Here is a 15910-nt window from a genome sequence, read left to right on the forward strand (position 1 = left end):
AGACAAAATCCGGTATTCATCTTCTAAATTAATCAGAATGCATTTGCTTCAGAGTAGACCAGCATCTTGTCCTGCATTAGCTCGAAGGGTTTGATCTCGCGTGAATGTGCGGACATCCGCATCTTGACCACTTCGAGAGTACGGCGGACATCGCTGATATCTGACACCTGCACGAACCGGAGGAGATTCGCCGTATCGGCCAGGTATTCAATGATCTTGCAATAGCTGCATCCGTGCCTTATCCAGGCCCTCTTCTCCGGGCTCATCGCGGGTCAGATGGGGGGATCATCCATTGCCGCGGGAGTGAAACATGCTTGTGTACTCCTGGCGATATCGCTCGTAGTGTTCAATTTTATCCTTGTGTAGGTTTGGGAAACCGCAGTCAGACCCGCTCACGAAAACCCGGGTCAGATACCATTAAATCTTTGCGTGAAGATGTCGATAGTGAGGTGAACGAACGTGTGTACTGTTGGTGGCGGGCCCACCGGAGACCTTAACTTCGATGAGCGGGTAACGGGGAAACAATACCGCTGCAAAGACTGCGGCGAGAAGTTCGAAAGCATCAGCAAGAAACCCATCTGTTCCAGTTGCCAGTCCGATAACGTGACGGCACTTTGATACTATGATCGTGCCACTGCGGGATGAGCTGCTGCTCATCTCGGGCACCCGCTCTTTTTTGCTGGCTGCAAAGGCCAATGCCCTGTTTGCACTTCGAATCGAGACGCCGGATAAGGAATACTGCCAGACGATAGAACCTTCTGACATCATCGTAGTGTCGGCACCGGAAGGAGGGGCAATTGAGCCTGCGATAATGCTTGCCGAGTTTGTCAGGACCTATCGCATACCCCTGATCGTCCTCCCGAAAGATCATCCCGGATCGAAACATTTCTCTTACCTAGTTTCTGCCGGCCCGCTGATCACGACCAGCTGCACGATCCGGCGGGGGACCCACCCGGAGCAACACCTGGTATGCTCAAGCGACGAGCTTGCAGGGACAACGCTTAAGGGACATACGGACGGTGTGGAAATCACCGGCTTGCCTGCAGGGGCTTCCCAACGGTTTGTAAATTACCGGATGTTAACCGAATTTTCCTGATCGGAGATCCACGCCGTCGTATTTTCCGTTCCGGCGCGTGAAGTCTGAACCTAAATAACAATACATATATGGTTTTTTTCACCTATTATTGTACTTGCCGTGAGAGGAGGGTTGGATGAAGACTGAGGTCCTGAAAGACATCAAAAAAGCTGAAGAAGAGTACCAGTCTGTAATCAGCAAGGCCCAGGAAGAGAAGAAATATAAGCATTCCCAGGCCGAGCTTGAAATGGACAATCTGGTTACCAAAGCGCAGAGCAATGCAGAACAATACAAAAAGCTGAAACTGGAAGAAGCACGGCACCAGGCGGCACTTAAGCACGCTGAAATCATAAAAAGTGGCAATCAGCGCGCAGCAGCACTGAGATCGAAGGGGGAACAGAACCTCTCGGAGGCAGTGCAGCTGCTGGTTTTGCGGTTTAAGGAGCAGCTGCATGTTAAAGCCTAAGCAGATGAGCCGTCTCCTCATCGCCGCCTCGCGGGACCAGATGGGTCCTGTCGTTGCGGAGCTCTATCGATACCACCTGTTCCACATCGAGGATTATGTTGAGGGCTGGGCGGAAGGCTATGAGGGCTTTAAGATTGGTACGCCTCTTTCGGGAGCAAGCGAAGCGTCCGTTGATCTCATCAAGATACGGTCGATCGAAAATGTCATCTCTGTCCGGGGGGATGACATCGATGCAAAACAAACTTGTAACCGTTCAGAACTCCGGACCAGAATCGAACGTGAACTCCCGCTCATTGAACGGGAAGTTGAGGAACTGACGGCAAGGCGTTCGAAACTTGACACGCAGGTAAAAGAGTACGAACAGAAGATCTCCGAGATCACGCCGTTTATCCCGGTCCCCGCTGATCTGGATCTTTACTATGGATACAGGGGTTTCTCCGTCATCGCCGGGTATGTAGCCCGCGAACCGGTGATTGCTGTCCCGTGCGAATTGTTTGTGTCCAGAGGAAAGGAAAAGCAGTTTATTGTTATCGTTACTCCTGTCGCGCAGCGCAGCGACGTCGAGCGGGCATTACAGGAAGTTGCATTCCAGGCAGTCCAGATCCCTGAGGAATCCGGCAGTCCTCAGGCACGTATCGACTATTACTCCGGCCAGATTGCAACGATCCGTCAGGAACTTACTGACATCAGCAGCAAGCTGGAAGCAGTAAAACAGAAGCACACCGAATTTCTGGTATCCTGCGAGGAATTTTTAAAAGCGGAAGTGGAACAGACCGAGGCACCGCTCCGGTTTGCAACCACAAAACAGATGTTTGTCGCTGAGGGATGGGTACCGTCTGATACCGTCCCGACAGTAACTCAGGCGCTTGAAAAAGCTGCCGGAGGAAAAATTTTTGTCACCGAATTATCCATAGACCTTGAGCATGACAATGTGCCCGTCGAGTACAACAACCCGTCGTTTGCACAACCTACACAGATGCTCATGGATATCTATTCCCGGCCCAAGTACACGGAAGTCGACCCCACCCTGCTGGTCTCTATCGTGTTTCCGATATTCTTCGGGTTGATCCTCGGTGATGTAGGGTACGGGCTGATACTTCTTGTCATGGCATTCGGGCTCCGGAAGTTTATAAAAGGCGGAGAGGGCCGGCAGTTACTGACGGTTCTCCGGAATGCCAGTATCTCGAGTATCTTCTTTGGTATCATATTCAGTGAGTTCCTGGGATTCGCGATTCCCGGATGGAATCCTGTCCTGTACTCCCGTCACCTCATGTCCGAGCACGGGGGACATGGTCCGAATATCCCGGAACTGATGGTCCTGTCGATCTGGATCGGGATCCTGCATATCACGCTGGGCAGGGTGCTCAGCATGTATAACCACGCAAAACAGGACCACGGTCACCACCGTACCATGGCAGTACTGGCCAACTTCGGCTGGCTTACCGTGATGTGGGGGATTATCCTTGCAATCTGGTCTGTCGCTGCGGTGCCGCTGATGCCCAACCTTTCCGGGCTTTCTGCGGTCGCAACGGTGCCAGGTGTCGGGTTTGGACTGAACCCAGCAGCAATCATAGGCGGAGTACTCATCCTCGTGGGTATCATCCTCATCGCACGGGAGAACTTCCTTGAAGTGATCGAGTTGCCCACGATCGTTTCCCACGTGCTCTCGTACGCCCGTATCGTTGCAGTCGGGCTTTCATCGGTCGCCATCGCAATGGTCGTGAACTACATGTCCATTACGATGTTCATCAATCCCGCACTGAAAAATCTCTCAATTCTTGGAATCGTCATGATCCTTGTCGGTATTGTGGTATTCCTCCTCGGGCATACCCTCAATATCGCACTGGGGATACTGGGTGGCGGTCTCCACTCGATTCGTTTGCACTATGTTGAATTCTTCACCAAGTTCTACAAGGGTGGAGGCAAGAAGTACATCCCATTCGGGATGAAACGCAGATTTACGGAGGATTAAATTATGGCAGTTGAAGCAGTAGCAGTAGCAGCAACAGATCTCGCAACAATGCAGGCATCGCAGTTGGGAATGAAGGCACTCGGCGCAGGTATTGCCGTCGGTCTCACCGGTATCGGAACCGGTGTGGCTGAGATGGGTATCGGTTCAGCCGCAGTCGGTGCTGTCGCCGAGAACAAGGACATGTTCGGTCTGGCACTCCTCTTCACCGTTATTCCTGAAACAATCGTCATCTTCGGTCTGGTCGTCGCTCTCCTGTTGTTATTCGTATAAAACGGTGCAGACAATGGGACTGGAAGCCGTAGTTGCAGAGATCAGGGAAAAAGGCAAAACCGAAGCAGAAAAGATCCGTGCCGAGTCAAAACAGGATGCAGACAAGATCCTTGCAGCAGCGAACAAGCGTGTGGAAGAGATCAAGCTTGCCGCTGAAGCAGAGTCAGTAAAACAGACTTCACATATTGTGGATCAGGAAACGTCTGCGGCAAACCTGCTGGTCAAGCGCGAGCTGTTGAACACACAGAAATCGCTGCTGGACACCGTCTACGAATCCACGCGAGCGGAGATTGCCAGACTCCCTGAAAGCTTCCATCGTGAAGCCATCAAGAAACTCCTTGCCGAGGCCAAGAAGGAGATCCCGAGCGGGACTCTTTCCTGCAATGCCCGCGACGTGGCATCTGCAAAGGCCATCATCGCCGGGAACCCCGAATTTGCAGGATTCAAAGTCGGAGAGCCGGTCGATATCGATGGGGGGATCCTCATCGAAAGCGAGGGGAGGGCGTTGCAGATTGATTACAGTTATCGCACATTCCTTGCCGGAGTGTGGGAATCCGGGTTGAAAGATGCATCCGACATCCTGTTTGGATAAGGGGGTAAACGTATGGTTGGGATGAGAGGTATCTCAGCACCGTACATTTACGTGTGTACCAGAATGCGGGTAAGGAAGGCAAAACTCCTCCCGAAGGAGGAATATATGCGAATGCTCAACATGAGCCTTGCCGAGATCACCCGTTTCATCGGTGAAACCGAATACAAACAGGAAATCGACGAACTGGGCACGACGTTCCGGGGAATCGATCTCATCGAAGTCGCATTATCCTGGAACCTTGCAAAGGAATACCAGAAGATCCAGGAGATCACACCGGGTAACCTGAAAGAGTTCACCCGGGCATACCTCAGGCGCTGGGATATCCAGAACGTCCTCACGATCCTGCGGGGCAAGACGCAGGGGGTAAAATCCGGTAAGATAAAGGAGATCCTTGTCCCTGCCGGCAGCCTTGATAGTACAGTCCTCGACCGGCTCCTTTCTGAGGATAATACCGAGAGGATTATCGATGCGCTCAAAGGCAACCGCATATACCCGGTGCTTGCACGGGAGTATCCATTAGCCAGGGAGAGTGGATCGTTCTCCCGCATGGAAAATGAACTCTACAAGCAGTTCTACGCGGAGATCATCGCAGAGGCCGAGAGCGGGATCAAGGGGGGTCACCTGTTCCTTGAGTTCATCCGGCTCGATATCGACATAAAGAACCTCAAGACCCTGTTCCGGCTGCGTGCAGACACGTTCGAAGAGGATGCACGGGAAATGTACATTCCCGGCGGTGCACTCCTGGTAACGGATTTTTCCTTCATGAACACGATCAAGGACCAGGGCGAGTTCATCGATTCCCTCAAAGTGAAATACCGACAGAAATTGCTGATTTCCCTTCTTGATGAGATGAAAAGTGAGAAAACAATACATGATGTTGAGGTTCGCTTGACCCGTGTCCAGCTGGAACAGATGGAACGTATGTCCAAGCGCAATCCCATATCGATTCACCCGATCCTCATCTATCTTGAGAAGAAGAAGTACGAGGTCTTTAACCTGCGGGCGCTCGCCCGAGGCAAGGAATCGAAGCTGCCATCCGAGAAGATCGCGGAATACCTGGTGATGTAAATGGAGATTGCAGTAATCGGCAACAGTGAGTTCATTCTCGGGTTCCGGCTCGCAGGCATCCGCAAGACCTACGCAGCGGAGAACGAGGAGAAACTCAATGAGCACATCACCACTGTACTACAGGACGGCGAAGTCGGTATTCTCGTCCTCAACAGCAGTGACATGGAAAAGATTCCCCGCAGGCTTCGCGCCACGCTGGAGACTTCCGTAAAGCCGACCGTCATTGCGATCGGCGGCGAGGAGGAGGGCGGGCTGTCCATGCGGGAGAGAATCAAGAGATCGGTGGGTGTTGATCTGTGGAAGTAAAAGGCAAACATGCAAAAGAACAGAAACAAGGGGTCCTGAAAAGGATCGCCGGCCCTGTCGTTACGGCAGTCAACCTTGACGCCCACATGTACGATGTGGTGAAGGTCGGCAAAGAAGCGCTGATGGGAGAAGTCATCAAGATCCAGGGTGATAACGTCATTATCCAGGTGTACGAGGATACTTCGGGTATCCGGCCCGGCGAACCGGTGGTGAACACCGGCCTCTCGCTCTCCGTTGAACTGGGTCCTGGTCTTCTGACCAGTATCTACGATGGTATCCAGCGCCCGCTGGCGGTTCTCGTGGAAAAGATGGGCAACTTCATCGAACGTGGTGTCTCGGCACCCGGGCTTTCCCACACGAAAAAATGGACCTTCAAACCGCTCGTCAAGACCGGCGACAAAATTGAACCAGGTGCGATTCTTGGCGAAGTGCAGGAGACCAATATCGTCCACCGGGTCATGCTCCCTCCCAATGTAAAGGCAGGGGTTGTCAAGACAATCAAGAGCGGGGACTTCACTGTCGACGAGATCATCTGTGTTCTCGATGACGGTCGCGAGTACCCGATGATCCAGCGTTGGCCGGTCCGTGTCCCCCGCCCCGTGAAAGAGAAGAAGAACCCGACGATCCCGCTGATCACCGGTCAGCGGATCCTCGACGGTCTCTTCCCAATCGCAAAGGGCGGCACGGCAGCCATCCCCGGACCGTTCGGAAGCGGCAAGACGGTCACCCAGCAGCAGCTGGCGAAGTGGTCGGATGCCGAGATCGTGGTCTACATCGGCTGCGGTGAACGCGGCAACGAGATGACGGAAGTTCTTACGGAATTCCCGCACCTCGAAGACCCGAAGTCGGGCAAACCCCTCATGGAGAGGACAGTGCTCATCGCAAACACGTCCAACATGCCGGTCGCAGCCCGTGAAGCGTCCGTATACACCGGTATCACCATCGCGGAGTACTTCCGTGACATGGGGTACGACGTCTCCCTGATGGCAGACTCGACTTCCCGCTGGGCAGAAGCCATGCGTGAGATCTCAAGCCGTCTGGAAGAGATGCCCGGTGAAGAAGGGTACCCGGCATACCTTGCAGCCCGGCTCTCGGAGTTCTACGAGCGTGCCGGTCTCGTCGAGACCCTGAACGGAGCCTCCGGTTCCGTTTCGGTTATCGGTGCGGTCTCACCGCCCGGCGGAGACTTTTCGGAGCCGGTCACCCAGAACACCCTGCGTATCGTCAAGGTCTTCTGGGCACTGGACGCAAAGCTCTCCCAGCGCCGGCACTTCCCGGCGATCAACTGGCTGAACTCATACTCCCTGTACCTGGAAGCCCTCCACGACTACTATGACAGGGAAGTCTCTCCCGAATGGAACAAGCTCCGGTCATGGGCCATGGAAGTGCTCCAGAAAGAGGCAGAACTCCAGGAGATCGTGCAGCTCGTTGGTTCCGATGCCCTGCCCGAGTCAGAACAGGTGACGATTGAAGTCGCCCGTATGATCCGTGAGATCTTCCTCCAGCAGAACGCGTACGACGCGGTCGACACGTTCTGTGATATGACCAAGCAGTACGACATGATGAAGGCGATCAAGCTCTTTGCAGACCTTGCCTACTCTGCCCAGCTTGCCGGCGTCAGCCCAGCGCAGATCATTGGCGTCAAGTCCAAGAACGAGATGCCCCAGATCAAGTTCATCAAGGACTACAAGCCGGAACTCGCCAAGATCCAGAAGCAGATGGACGATGAGTTCAACACACTGAGGTCGGCAGCATGAAGGAATACAGGACGATTAGTAAGATTGCCGGCCCGCTCGTTTTCGTCGAGAAGACCGAGCCGGTTGCCTATCAGGAACTCGTGAACATAGTCCTCTTCGACGGGACCATCAAGCGCGGTCAGGTCCTCGACACGAGCGACGAACTCGTCGTTGTCCAGATATTCGAGACCACGACCGGTATCGGCAGGGACAGCGGCGTCCGGTTCACCGGCGAGACCATCAAGATGCCAGTCGGCAGGGAGATGCTCGGCCGTATCCTGTCCGGTGGCGGTAAGCCTATCGACGGTGGCCCGGAGATTGTGCCGGAGAAGCGCCTTGATATCACCGGTGCGGCCATCAACCCGTACGCACGGGGAATGCCGGCGGATTTCATCCAGACCGGTATCTCAACCATCGATGGTACCAACACCCTTGTCCGTGGCCAGAAACTCCCGATCTTCTCGGCAGCAGGTCTCCCGCACAACAATGTTGCGCTGCAGATTGCCCGTCAGGCAAAAGTGCCCGGTTCAACCGAGACATTCGCCGTGGTTTTCGCTGCAATGGGGATCACGAAAGAAGAAGCGAACTACTTCATGCAGGACTTCGAGCGCACTGGTGCCCTTGAGCGTGCCGTCGTCTTCCTCAATCTTGCGGACGACCCGGCTGTCGAGCGTATCATCACCCCGCGTCTTGCCCTGACAACTGCTGAATACCTTGCCTTCGAGCTCGGTATGCACGTGCTCGTCATCCTCACAGATATGACGAACTACTGCGAAGCACTCCGTCAGATCGGTGCTGCCCGCGAGGAAGTGCCCGGTCGCCGTGGCTATCCCGGGTACATGTACACGGATCTTGCCTCGCTCTATGAACGTGCCGGTATGATCAAAGGACTGAAGGGTTCCGTTACCCAGATCCCGATCCTGACCATGCCCGGTGACGATATCACCCACCCGATTCCCGACCTTACCGGCTATATTACGGAAGGCCAGATCGTGGTCAACCGTGAACTGCACCGCAAGGGTATCTATCCGCCCATCAACGTGCTGCCCTCGCTCTCGCGTCTTATGAACCTCGGTATCGGCAAGGGTCACACCCGTGAGGACCACAAGAAAGTCTCCGACCAGATGTACGCCGGGTATGCAGAAGGCAACGACCTTCGCGGCCTCGTGGCCATCGTCGGTAAGGATGCCCTCTCCGAGCGCGATCGGCTGCTCCTGGAGTTCGCGGACCTCTTCGAGAACCGGTTCGTCCGGCAGGGCTACGATGAGGACCGGACCATCGAGGATACCTTAAATCTCGGCTGGGAACTCCTCTCGTCGCTGCCGGTTGAGCAGCTGACCCGTATCGACCGCGATCTGATCAACAAGTACCACCCGAAATTCCGTGCCGGTGCAAAGAAGGAGTAACCATCCATGGCGCTGCGCGATATCAAGCCAACCCGTTCGGAACTGATCACCCTCAAACGGAAGATCCAGCTCTCCGAGCGTGGCTACAAGATCCTCAAGATGAAGCGCGATGGACTGATCTTAGAATTTTTCAAGGTACTCGCAGATGCAAAGGATTGCAAGGGCGACCTCCTCAAAAAACATGCCCGCGCCGTCGAGATGATGGCAGTGGCGAACACTGTCGAAGGTGCAATTGGGGTGAAATCTGCGGCATTCTCGGTCAAGGAAGTGCCTCAGATCACCTTGAAAAGCAAGAATATCATGGGTGTCGTTGTGCCCCAGATCGAGTCCTCGAAGGTCAGGAAGAGTCTCGCAGACCGTGGTTATGGTGTCCTCGGGACATCTACGGTCATCGACGAGACCGCCTCGGCATTCGAGGAACTCGTGGAAGCGATCATCCTGAGTGCTGAGATCGAGACTACGATGAAGCGTCTGCTCGATGAGATCGAGAAGACCAAGCGCCGGGTCAATGCACTCGAATTCAAGGTGATCCCGGAGCTCACCGCTGCCCGGGACTTCATCAAGATGCGCCTTGACGAGATGGAGCGTGAAGAGCTCTTCCGGATGAAGAAGATCAAATCCCGGAATACCGCGTAACATTTTCTGGGGTATATCGATGCCGATTGGAACGATCAAGGACTTGGGAGCTGAGGGAAAAACAGTCCTCCTCCGGCTCGACCTCAACTCCCCCATCGACCCCACGTCCAACCTTATTCTTGATGATAAGCGGTTCCGGGAGCACCTGCCGACCATCCATGCTCTCGAAGAAAGCCGGGTCGTGATCATTACCCACCAGAGCAGGCCCGGGAAGAAGGACTTCACCACCCTTGAGGCCCATGCAGAGAAACTCGAACAGCTGCTGGGGAAGCCGGTCCTGTATGTCGACAGCATCTTCGGGCGCCATGCCCGTGAGGCAGTGCATGCGATGAAGACCGGTGACATCGTGATGCTGGAGAATGTCCGGTTCAATGCCGAGGAGAACCTCACCCTCAAACCGGAAGAAGCAAAAAAGACCCACCTTGTCAGGAAACTCTCGGCCATGGGGGACGTATTTGTTAACGATGCCTTTGGCACCGCCCATCGCTCGCAGCCAACAGTTGTCGGCCTGCCCCTTGCGATGCGATCGGCAGGAGGGCTCCTCATGGAGAAGGAAGTCGCCACCCTGTCACGGGTCTTCTCCGGTGCTCCCCGTCCCGTCTGCATGGTGCTGGGAGGCACCAAGGTGGACGACTCCATTGACGTTGCCCGGCACGTGCTGGACACCGGCATCGCAGATCAGGTCATCGTGATTGGTGTGGTCGCCAACGTCTTCCTGATCGCGGCTGGGTACAATATCGGCAAACCCTCCACGCAGCTGATTGCCCAGCTCAAGTACCAGCCGGAGATCGAGAAGGCAAAAGAGATCCTCTCCCGCCACCGCGACCGTGTCGTGATGCCGGAGTCCGTTGCTGTCCGACAGGACAACCGCCGTGTCGAGTATGCCGTCGGGAAGATCCCCGATGATGCCCCGGTGCTCGACCTTGGCATGGATGCCCTCACCTCGCTTGTCCAGAACCTTAAGAAAGCTGGGACGGTAGTCTTCAACGGCCCGGCCGGTGTCTTTGAAGATGCCGACTTCGCCACCGGCACCTACGAACTCCTCAGGGCCGCATCGAAGGTGGAGTTCTCGGTCGTCGGAGGCGGGCATACCGCAGCCGTTATCGAGAAGATGGGGATCGAGCAGGATTTCACCCACATCTCTACCGGGGGCGGGGCTTGTATCGAATTCCTGACCGGGAAGAAACTGCCCGCGGTCGATGCCCTTGAGCAGTCAAAAAAGATCTTTGGATAATTTAATTAATCTTTTTTCAGTAGTGTGTCCGCCATGATACCGGAGAGGTAGTTGTTATGCCGCTTCCGGGACACGACGGCCGGTTGCCCGGATCCCTGCTGTGAAATTGTGACGATCTCATCCGGTGTGCCAACTTGAAGTACCGGCTTCTCGATCCGGTTTCTTCTCCCCCGCATGGTGCTGAGTACGGCAAACGAGAACACGAGTGCCGTGAACATGAACAGGCAGACGGAAAAAAGCGTGGTGATGCCAAGGATTAAACCGAACCGGGTCTCCTGAAGCACGGCCCAGATCCCGATGATGAACAGCGCCCAGAAGATCAGTACGGCAATCTTTGTGGATTCGATGGGGCTTGCAAGACTGCGTTCGCGTATCGATTCATCACCAGCAGGGAACCGGTCGATCATCTTTCCGAGGGCCAGGAGTGCCACGCTGCAGCCGATAGCAAAAACGCCAACAATAGGCAGGAGTAACAGGAGTATTTCATTCACGGTTCTCACCTCACGATGATCTCCTGTTAACTGCCGCGCTATAAAAAGTATTCTTTATGTATGATATAAGGATTACCCGAAGAAAAAAAAGTATTACTTAAAGATTATTGCAGGCGATTAACAGCCTATTTATAGTAATTTGCCCTAGTTTGTAGGGAATGGCTGAAAAAGTACCGGCGAGTCGCGGGGAGCGTGTCGCGATTTCTTACAAAATGCCCCCCAATATCTATGAAAAGGTCAATAAACTTGTGTACGAGGAAAAGAAGTTCTCCACGGTCTCCGACTGCATCACGCAAGCTTTATTAGCCTTCGTCGATAATCACCACGATATGGGACAGTTCAAGGAGCTGTTCAAGGACTACATGTCATCTGATGAGGGTCGGGAACTCATGAAAAACATGATGAAAGAAGTCCTGCTGGATGTGTTATCCAACCAGAAAATCGATACAAAAGATGCTAAGGGTAATTCATAGGTAACATGCTTCCATCTCTTCTTTTCGCCCCCCTGTAGCATGCGTTATGGATAAATACTCGGAATCTTGTGCTTTTGACTATGCAGATCCGTATTATTGCGGTTGGTAAGATCAAGGAAAAGTTCCTGCAGGACGGGATTTTCGAATACGAAAAACGACTCCGTCCCTACGCGAAGGTGCAGGTATCCGAGGTCTCCGAGGAGAAGCGGCTGGTAACTGCCTCTGCGTCCGTGGAAAGGGCAACGATGGAGAAGGAAGGCGAACGGATCCTTGCTGCTATCCCCGACGGTTCGTTCGTGATCGTCCTTGATATCAGGGGAGAGAGCTGGTCGAGCGAGGAACTGGCGGAATCCTTCCGGCAGTGGGAACTGGCCGGGCAGAACCAGCTGGCGTTTGTGATAGGCGGGGATCTCGGAATCTCCCCGGAGGTCCTTGCCCGGGGCGACCTGCACCTCTCCCTCTCCCGCATGACCTTCACTCACCCGATGGCGCGTTTCCTCCTCGTGGAGCAGGTATACCGGGCGTTCCGGATCATCCGGGGCGAGCCGTACCACAAGTGAATCTCTCTCTAATACTTTTCCTTTTTTTGGAAAAGAGGAACCGGGGCAGCACCGGCAGACCTGTGCGCCCCTCCACACAAATGGGGATCGAGGGTTCGGCTGTTTTATCGATTAATTATTTATAATGAAATTACATTATACTAGTATAATGTACCAATACGTTCCTTTCAGGATGATCGTGGAGACAAGGGTACGGGCCATTCATGGTAAGCGGATGCTTTTCTTAATCTGTTAGGACCTGCTTTTCTGGCAATCCGGCAGAAAATTGGTATCGTTTTGGAAAAAACTAAAAAATTTATTTGGTGAATACGATGGATTTGAGTGTTGAGAAACCCGATGTTGAGTGGTACAATTCCTTTCCCCGGAAAGGTGCCATATATGATTTAGCGTATGCGGCAGTATCCGGATCGGAGAGGGAAGAGCGGTTGCGGGCTGTGGGGGCTCTCGGAAAGAGCGGGGATCCACGGGCGGTCCGCCCCCTGATGGACCTTGCAGCTGACAGTGATCCGGAGATTCGGTCTTCCGTGATCTCGGCACTGGGCTGCCTGAAAAGCGGACGCTCGGTTGAGGTCCTGATCGGGTGCCTGAGGGACAGGGACGAACAGGCCGGAATCCGGCAAGACGCAGCGGCAGCGCTTGCCGCCATCCGTAGCACCGGGGCGATCCGGGGACTGAAGGAGTTCATCGCAGATGAGGGGGGCGAGGACGCTGAGATCCGGTCCGCTGCGAAGGATATACTAAACAGCATAGGAACCTGGTGAAGGAACGGATACCTCGCCCCTCAGAACCATCCTCCTTTATTATCCGGGTTTGTTACAAACCGCAGGAATGGCAGGAACCCCCCTACCCCCACTAAGGGAGCCACTCCTCACGTTCCCACCCTTCCGGTTTTTTGGAGGGGGGGATGGGGGATACCCCCCCCTTACCTGCATATCCACGTTCCACTTCTTCTGCGGAATTCACGTCGGAAAACTATCATTGCCTGCATGCCAGTCCGGTTGTCAGACAGGGGTATCCGGCATACCCCCCACCCCATGGAGGGGGGGTCTGGACGATTTGAAAACCAAACAGTGGGGGGGTCTGCCGGATACCCCCCCTCCTCAATTGTAAGTGGGAATTACTTTTACGCAACCGTCTGGCTACAGTTTCGTGTGGAGTCTCCGACTGACGGGCAGATCTTCAGGGTTCCCAGAATTGATAATGAGGGGGTTCCCGGGCCCGGAGGGGGGAGGGGTCTATGGCATACCCCCCCATGGCAGGGTGGGGGGGGTTTCCGCGATTTGAAATCCGGATGGAGGGGGGGATCGCCTTGGCCCCCCTCACCCCCTCCTCAGTACCACAGCCCGGTTCACGAAGAAGAACGACCTCTCGACCTGCAGGAACCCGGCCTCCTCTGCCAGTGCAAGGTTGTCCCTGAACTCCTTCCCAGAGACAATGAACGGGGGCTCAGTATAGAAGAGCGTGCCGCCCGGCTTCAGGAGTAGGGTAATCTCCCGGAACAGTTTAGCTGGGTCCGGTACTTCGTGGACGACAAAGATGGTGAATGCGACATCGAAGGTCCCGTGCAGGTCCGGGGGGAGGTTGATGAAATCCGGCTTGCACTGGTGCGTCCTTATCCGCGGCAGGAGGCCTTCAGGCTCCAGTTTTCCCCGCAGGGTCGCAAGCATCTCCTCCTGGATGTCAACGGAGAATACCTGCCCGCCCTCCCCGACCCGTTTCGCAAATTCGCGGGCGAAGAACCCCGGACCGCAACCGAAGTCGAGGACCCGGTCGCCGGGTTTCACGTACCGCTCCGCGAGCCGGTCGGGGCGGTAGAGGACCCAGCGCAGGCGGGTGTCGAGGTGCCCAGCTTTCTCGGCAGAGAAGACCTCGTGGGGGTGGTTTATTCTTGGCGTTTCACCGGGACTCATGGAGAACTGTTGGCAAAATGTTCCTGATAACTGTTCCGATGAGAGAAAAGATTGTAACCGTTTCACGGCATGGGCGCGTCGCCTTTTTTTCTCTTACGGACTATGCGGGTTTCGGGGGCTTCTCATTCCCGGCGTCCGGTGATTCTCCCTCCGTTTCCCCTTCTTCCTCGCCCGGCTTCTGGGTCTTCATCGAGGGGAAGAGAATCACTTCCTTGATGGAATTGTTATTGGTAAGCAGCATCACGAGCCGGTCGATGCCGATCCCGACTCCGCCGGTCGGGGGCATGCCGTACCCGATGGCATTGATGAAATCGTAGTCGATCATCTGGGCCTCGACGTCCCCGAGCCGGCGCTTCTCATCCTGCGCCTCGAACCGCTCCTTCTGGTCGACCGGGTCGTTGAGCTCCGAGAAACCGTTACCCACCTCCATACCGGCGATGAAGAGCTCGAACCGCTCAGTGAAGCCCTCCTTCTCGCGGTGGCGTTTCGCCAGAGGTGAGTTCTCGACCGGGTAGTCATAGATGAAGGTCGGCTGGATGAGTTTCTCCTCAACAAGCCCTTCGAAGAAGGCGATGAGGAACTCCCGCTGGCTCTGCGGTTTCTCCGGCTCATCGATCTTGTGTTCCCGGGCAAGCGTGCGAAGTTCCTCAACAGAATGAGCGAAGATATCGATGCCGCCCAACTCCTTCACCGCGTCGGCCATGGAGAGTTTCTTCCAGGGTCTGGTGAAGTTTAGCGTGATCTCCCCGAACGGGATCTCAAGTTTCCCGTGGACATCCTGAATGATAGAGGTGACGATTGATTCGGTGAGGTCCATCATGTCCTGGAAGTCGCGGTACGCCCAGTAGATCTCTACCATCGTGAACTCGGGGTTGTGGTCGGTGTCCACACCCTCGTTCCGGAAGTTCCTTGAGATCTCAAAGACCCGCTCGAACCCGCCGACCACGAGCCGCTTGAGATAGAGTTCGGGGGCGATACGGAGATAGAGTTTCTGGTCAAGGAAGTTGTGGTAGGTGGTGAACGGGCGGGCGTTTGCCCCACCGTAGACCGGCTGGAGGATGGGCGTCTCGAACTCGAGGAAACCATGGTCGTCGAGGTACCTGCGGAGGAGCGAGATGATCCGGCTCCTGGTGCGGAAAGTCTGTCGGTTCTCCTCGTTCACGATCAGGTCCACGTACCGCTGGCGGTAACGCTTCTCGACGTCCTTCAGACCATGGAACTTCTCCGGCAGAGAACAGACTGCCTTGCAGAGAAGGGAGAATGTGTCCACCCATATGGTGATCTCGCCCAGTTTCGTCCGGAAGACGTTGCCTACAACCCCGATGATGTCTCCCCTCTCGACATACTGGTTGAAGAGCTCGAACTGCTCCTCACCGAGGTCGTTCTTCCGGATGTAGAGCTGGATCTTGCCGGTCTCATCGCCGAGGTCGGCAAAGATCGTCTTTCCATGGTTCCGCACAATATGGATCCGCCCTGCCGTTGAGACGCTCTCCGCACTTTTGTCATGAGTGATCTCCGCGTAGCGGGTCTTGATCTCAAGGACAGTGTTCTTGCGGTCGAACGTGGGAGGGAACATGGGGAGCCCTTTCTCGCGAAGGGCCTGGATCTTGTCGAGCCGTGTCTGGTCGAATGCAGTATTCTCGGTGGGGCTGCTCATGGGAAAAACACCCGGGGACTGGGGATATGTATCGTAATAATGCGATCCCGGAAGTAAT

General features: G+C 55.0%; 19 protein-coding genes. 15 read left to right on the forward strand and 4 right to left on the reverse strand.

Annotation, left to right across the window (positions count from 1 at the left end; translation table 11 throughout):
- Window positions 1-32: 32 nt before the first annotated feature.
- Window positions 33-266, reverse strand: coding sequence for an ATPase domain-containing protein (locus tag ABSG49_RS00215; protein ID WP_424024081.1), 234 nt, complete (start codon window positions 264-266; stop codon window positions 33-35).
- Between the two features lie 193 nt (window positions 267-459).
- Here ABSG49_RS00215 and ABSG49_RS00220 point away from each other — a divergent pair, with 193 nt between their 5' ends.
- The 12 genes from ABSG49_RS00220 (at window position 460) to ABSG49_RS00275 (ending at window position 10761) form a co-directional block, all read left to right on the forward strand.
- Window positions 460-618, forward strand: coding sequence for a hypothetical protein (locus ABSG49_RS00220; RefSeq protein WP_424024082.1), 159 nt, complete (start codon window positions 460-462; stop codon window positions 616-618).
- Window positions 619-622: 4 nt separating this feature from the next.
- Window positions 623-1096, forward strand: a complete 474-nt coding sequence (locus ABSG49_RS00225; protein ID WP_424024083.1) for an alpha/beta hydrolase — start codon at window positions 623-625, stop codon at window positions 1094-1096.
- A gap of 115 nt (window positions 1097-1211) precedes the next feature.
- Window positions 1212-1541 (forward strand): ATPase, encoded by a 330-nt coding sequence (locus ABSG49_RS00230; RefSeq protein ID WP_424024084.1) that lies wholly within the window; start codon window positions 1212-1214, stop codon window positions 1539-1541.
- A complete protein-coding gene (locus ABSG49_RS00235; protein WP_424024085.1) occupies window positions 1528-3513 on the forward strand; it encodes a V-type ATP synthase subunit I in 1986 nt (661 codons plus the stop codon). Before ABSG49_RS00230 ends, ABSG49_RS00235 begins: the two co-directional genes overlap by 14 nt.
- A gap of 3 nt (window positions 3514-3516) precedes the next feature.
- On the forward strand, window positions 3517-3783 hold the full coding sequence (locus tag ABSG49_RS00240; RefSeq protein ID WP_424024086.1) for an ATPase: 267 nt from the start codon (window positions 3517-3519) through the stop codon (window positions 3781-3783).
- Between the two features lie 13 nt (window positions 3784-3796).
- The gene (locus tag ABSG49_RS00245; protein WP_424024087.1) at window positions 3797-4375 is read left to right on the forward strand and encodes a V-type ATP synthase subunit E family protein; all 579 of its coding nucleotides are present in this window, start codon (window positions 3797-3799) and stop codon (window positions 4373-4375) included.
- Window positions 4376-4387: 12 nt separating this feature from the next.
- Window positions 4388-5443: a V-type ATP synthase subunit C gene (locus ABSG49_RS00250; protein ID WP_424024088.1), complete on the forward strand. Its 1056-nt coding sequence runs from the start codon at window positions 4388-4390 to the stop codon at window positions 5441-5443.
- The gene (locus ABSG49_RS00255) at window positions 5444-5749 is read left to right on the forward strand and encodes a V-type ATP synthase subunit F (protein ID WP_424024089.1); all 306 of its coding nucleotides are present in this window, start codon (window positions 5444-5446) and stop codon (window positions 5747-5749) included. It begins immediately after the preceding gene.
- On the forward strand, window positions 5740-7506 hold the full coding sequence (locus ABSG49_RS00260) for an ATP synthase subunit A (RefSeq protein WP_424024090.1): 1767 nt from the start codon (window positions 5740-5742) through the stop codon (window positions 7504-7506). The genes ABSG49_RS00255 and ABSG49_RS00260 overlap by 10 nt, the downstream gene beginning before the upstream one ends.
- Window positions 7503-8891 carry an ATP synthase subunit B gene (locus ABSG49_RS00265; RefSeq protein ID WP_424024091.1) on the forward strand — a complete coding sequence of 463 codons (1389 nt, stop codon included), beginning with the start codon at window positions 7503-7505 and terminating at the stop codon, window positions 8889-8891. Before ABSG49_RS00260 ends, ABSG49_RS00265 begins: the two co-directional genes overlap by 4 nt.
- 6 nt (window positions 8892-8897) lie before the next feature.
- Window positions 8898-9527, forward strand: a complete 630-nt coding sequence (locus tag ABSG49_RS00270) for a V-type ATP synthase subunit D (RefSeq protein ID WP_424024092.1) — start codon at window positions 8898-8900, stop codon at window positions 9525-9527.
- A gap of 19 nt (window positions 9528-9546) precedes the next feature.
- Complete coding sequence (locus ABSG49_RS00275; protein WP_424024093.1) at window positions 9547-10761, forward strand: phosphoglycerate kinase; 1215 nt, start codon at window positions 9547-9549, stop codon at window positions 10759-10761.
- Between the two features lie 5 nt (window positions 10762-10766).
- Here the strand turns inward: ABSG49_RS00275 and ABSG49_RS00280 are convergent, their stop codons facing one another.
- Window positions 10767-11252 carry a hypothetical protein gene (locus ABSG49_RS00280; protein WP_424024094.1) on the reverse strand — a complete coding sequence of 162 codons (486 nt, stop codon included), beginning with the start codon at window positions 11250-11252 and terminating at the stop codon, window positions 10767-10769.
- Window positions 11253-11410: 158 nt separating this feature from the next.
- On the opposite strand from ABSG49_RS00280, the gene ABSG49_RS00285 reads away from it, so the two are divergent.
- From ABSG49_RS00285 to ABSG49_RS00295, 3 genes are all read left to right on the forward strand, one after another.
- The gene (locus ABSG49_RS00285) at window positions 11411-11725 is read left to right on the forward strand and encodes a hypothetical protein (protein ID WP_424024095.1); all 315 of its coding nucleotides are present in this window, start codon (window positions 11411-11413) and stop codon (window positions 11723-11725) included.
- A gap of 80 nt (window positions 11726-11805) precedes the next feature.
- The gene (gene rlmH, locus ABSG49_RS00290) at window positions 11806-12285 is read left to right on the forward strand and encodes a 23S rRNA (pseudouridine(1915)-N(3))-methyltransferase RlmH (RefSeq protein WP_424024096.1); all 480 of its coding nucleotides are present in this window, start codon (window positions 11806-11808) and stop codon (window positions 12283-12285) included.
- A gap of 311 nt (window positions 12286-12596) precedes the next feature.
- Complete coding sequence (locus ABSG49_RS00295) at window positions 12597-13046, forward strand: HEAT repeat domain-containing protein (protein ID WP_424024097.1); 450 nt, start codon at window positions 12597-12599, stop codon at window positions 13044-13046.
- 558 nt (window positions 13047-13604) lie between these two features.
- Here ABSG49_RS00295 and ABSG49_RS00300 read toward each other — a convergent pair.
- Window positions 13605-14195, reverse strand: a complete 591-nt coding sequence (locus ABSG49_RS00300; RefSeq protein ID WP_424024098.1) for a class I SAM-dependent methyltransferase — start codon at window positions 14193-14195, stop codon at window positions 13605-13607.
- A gap of 100 nt (window positions 14196-14295) precedes the next feature.
- Entirely contained in the window at window positions 14296-15852 is a 1557-nt protein-coding gene (gene lysS / locus ABSG49_RS00305; protein WP_424024099.1) for a lysine--tRNA ligase, read from the reverse strand.
- Window positions 15853-15910 lie beyond the last annotated feature (58 nt).

It is taken from the genome of Methanoregula sp. (assembly GCF_049510175.1).
Taxonomy (GTDB): domain Archaea; phylum Halobacteriota; class Methanomicrobia; order Methanomicrobiales; family Methanospirillaceae; genus Methanoregula.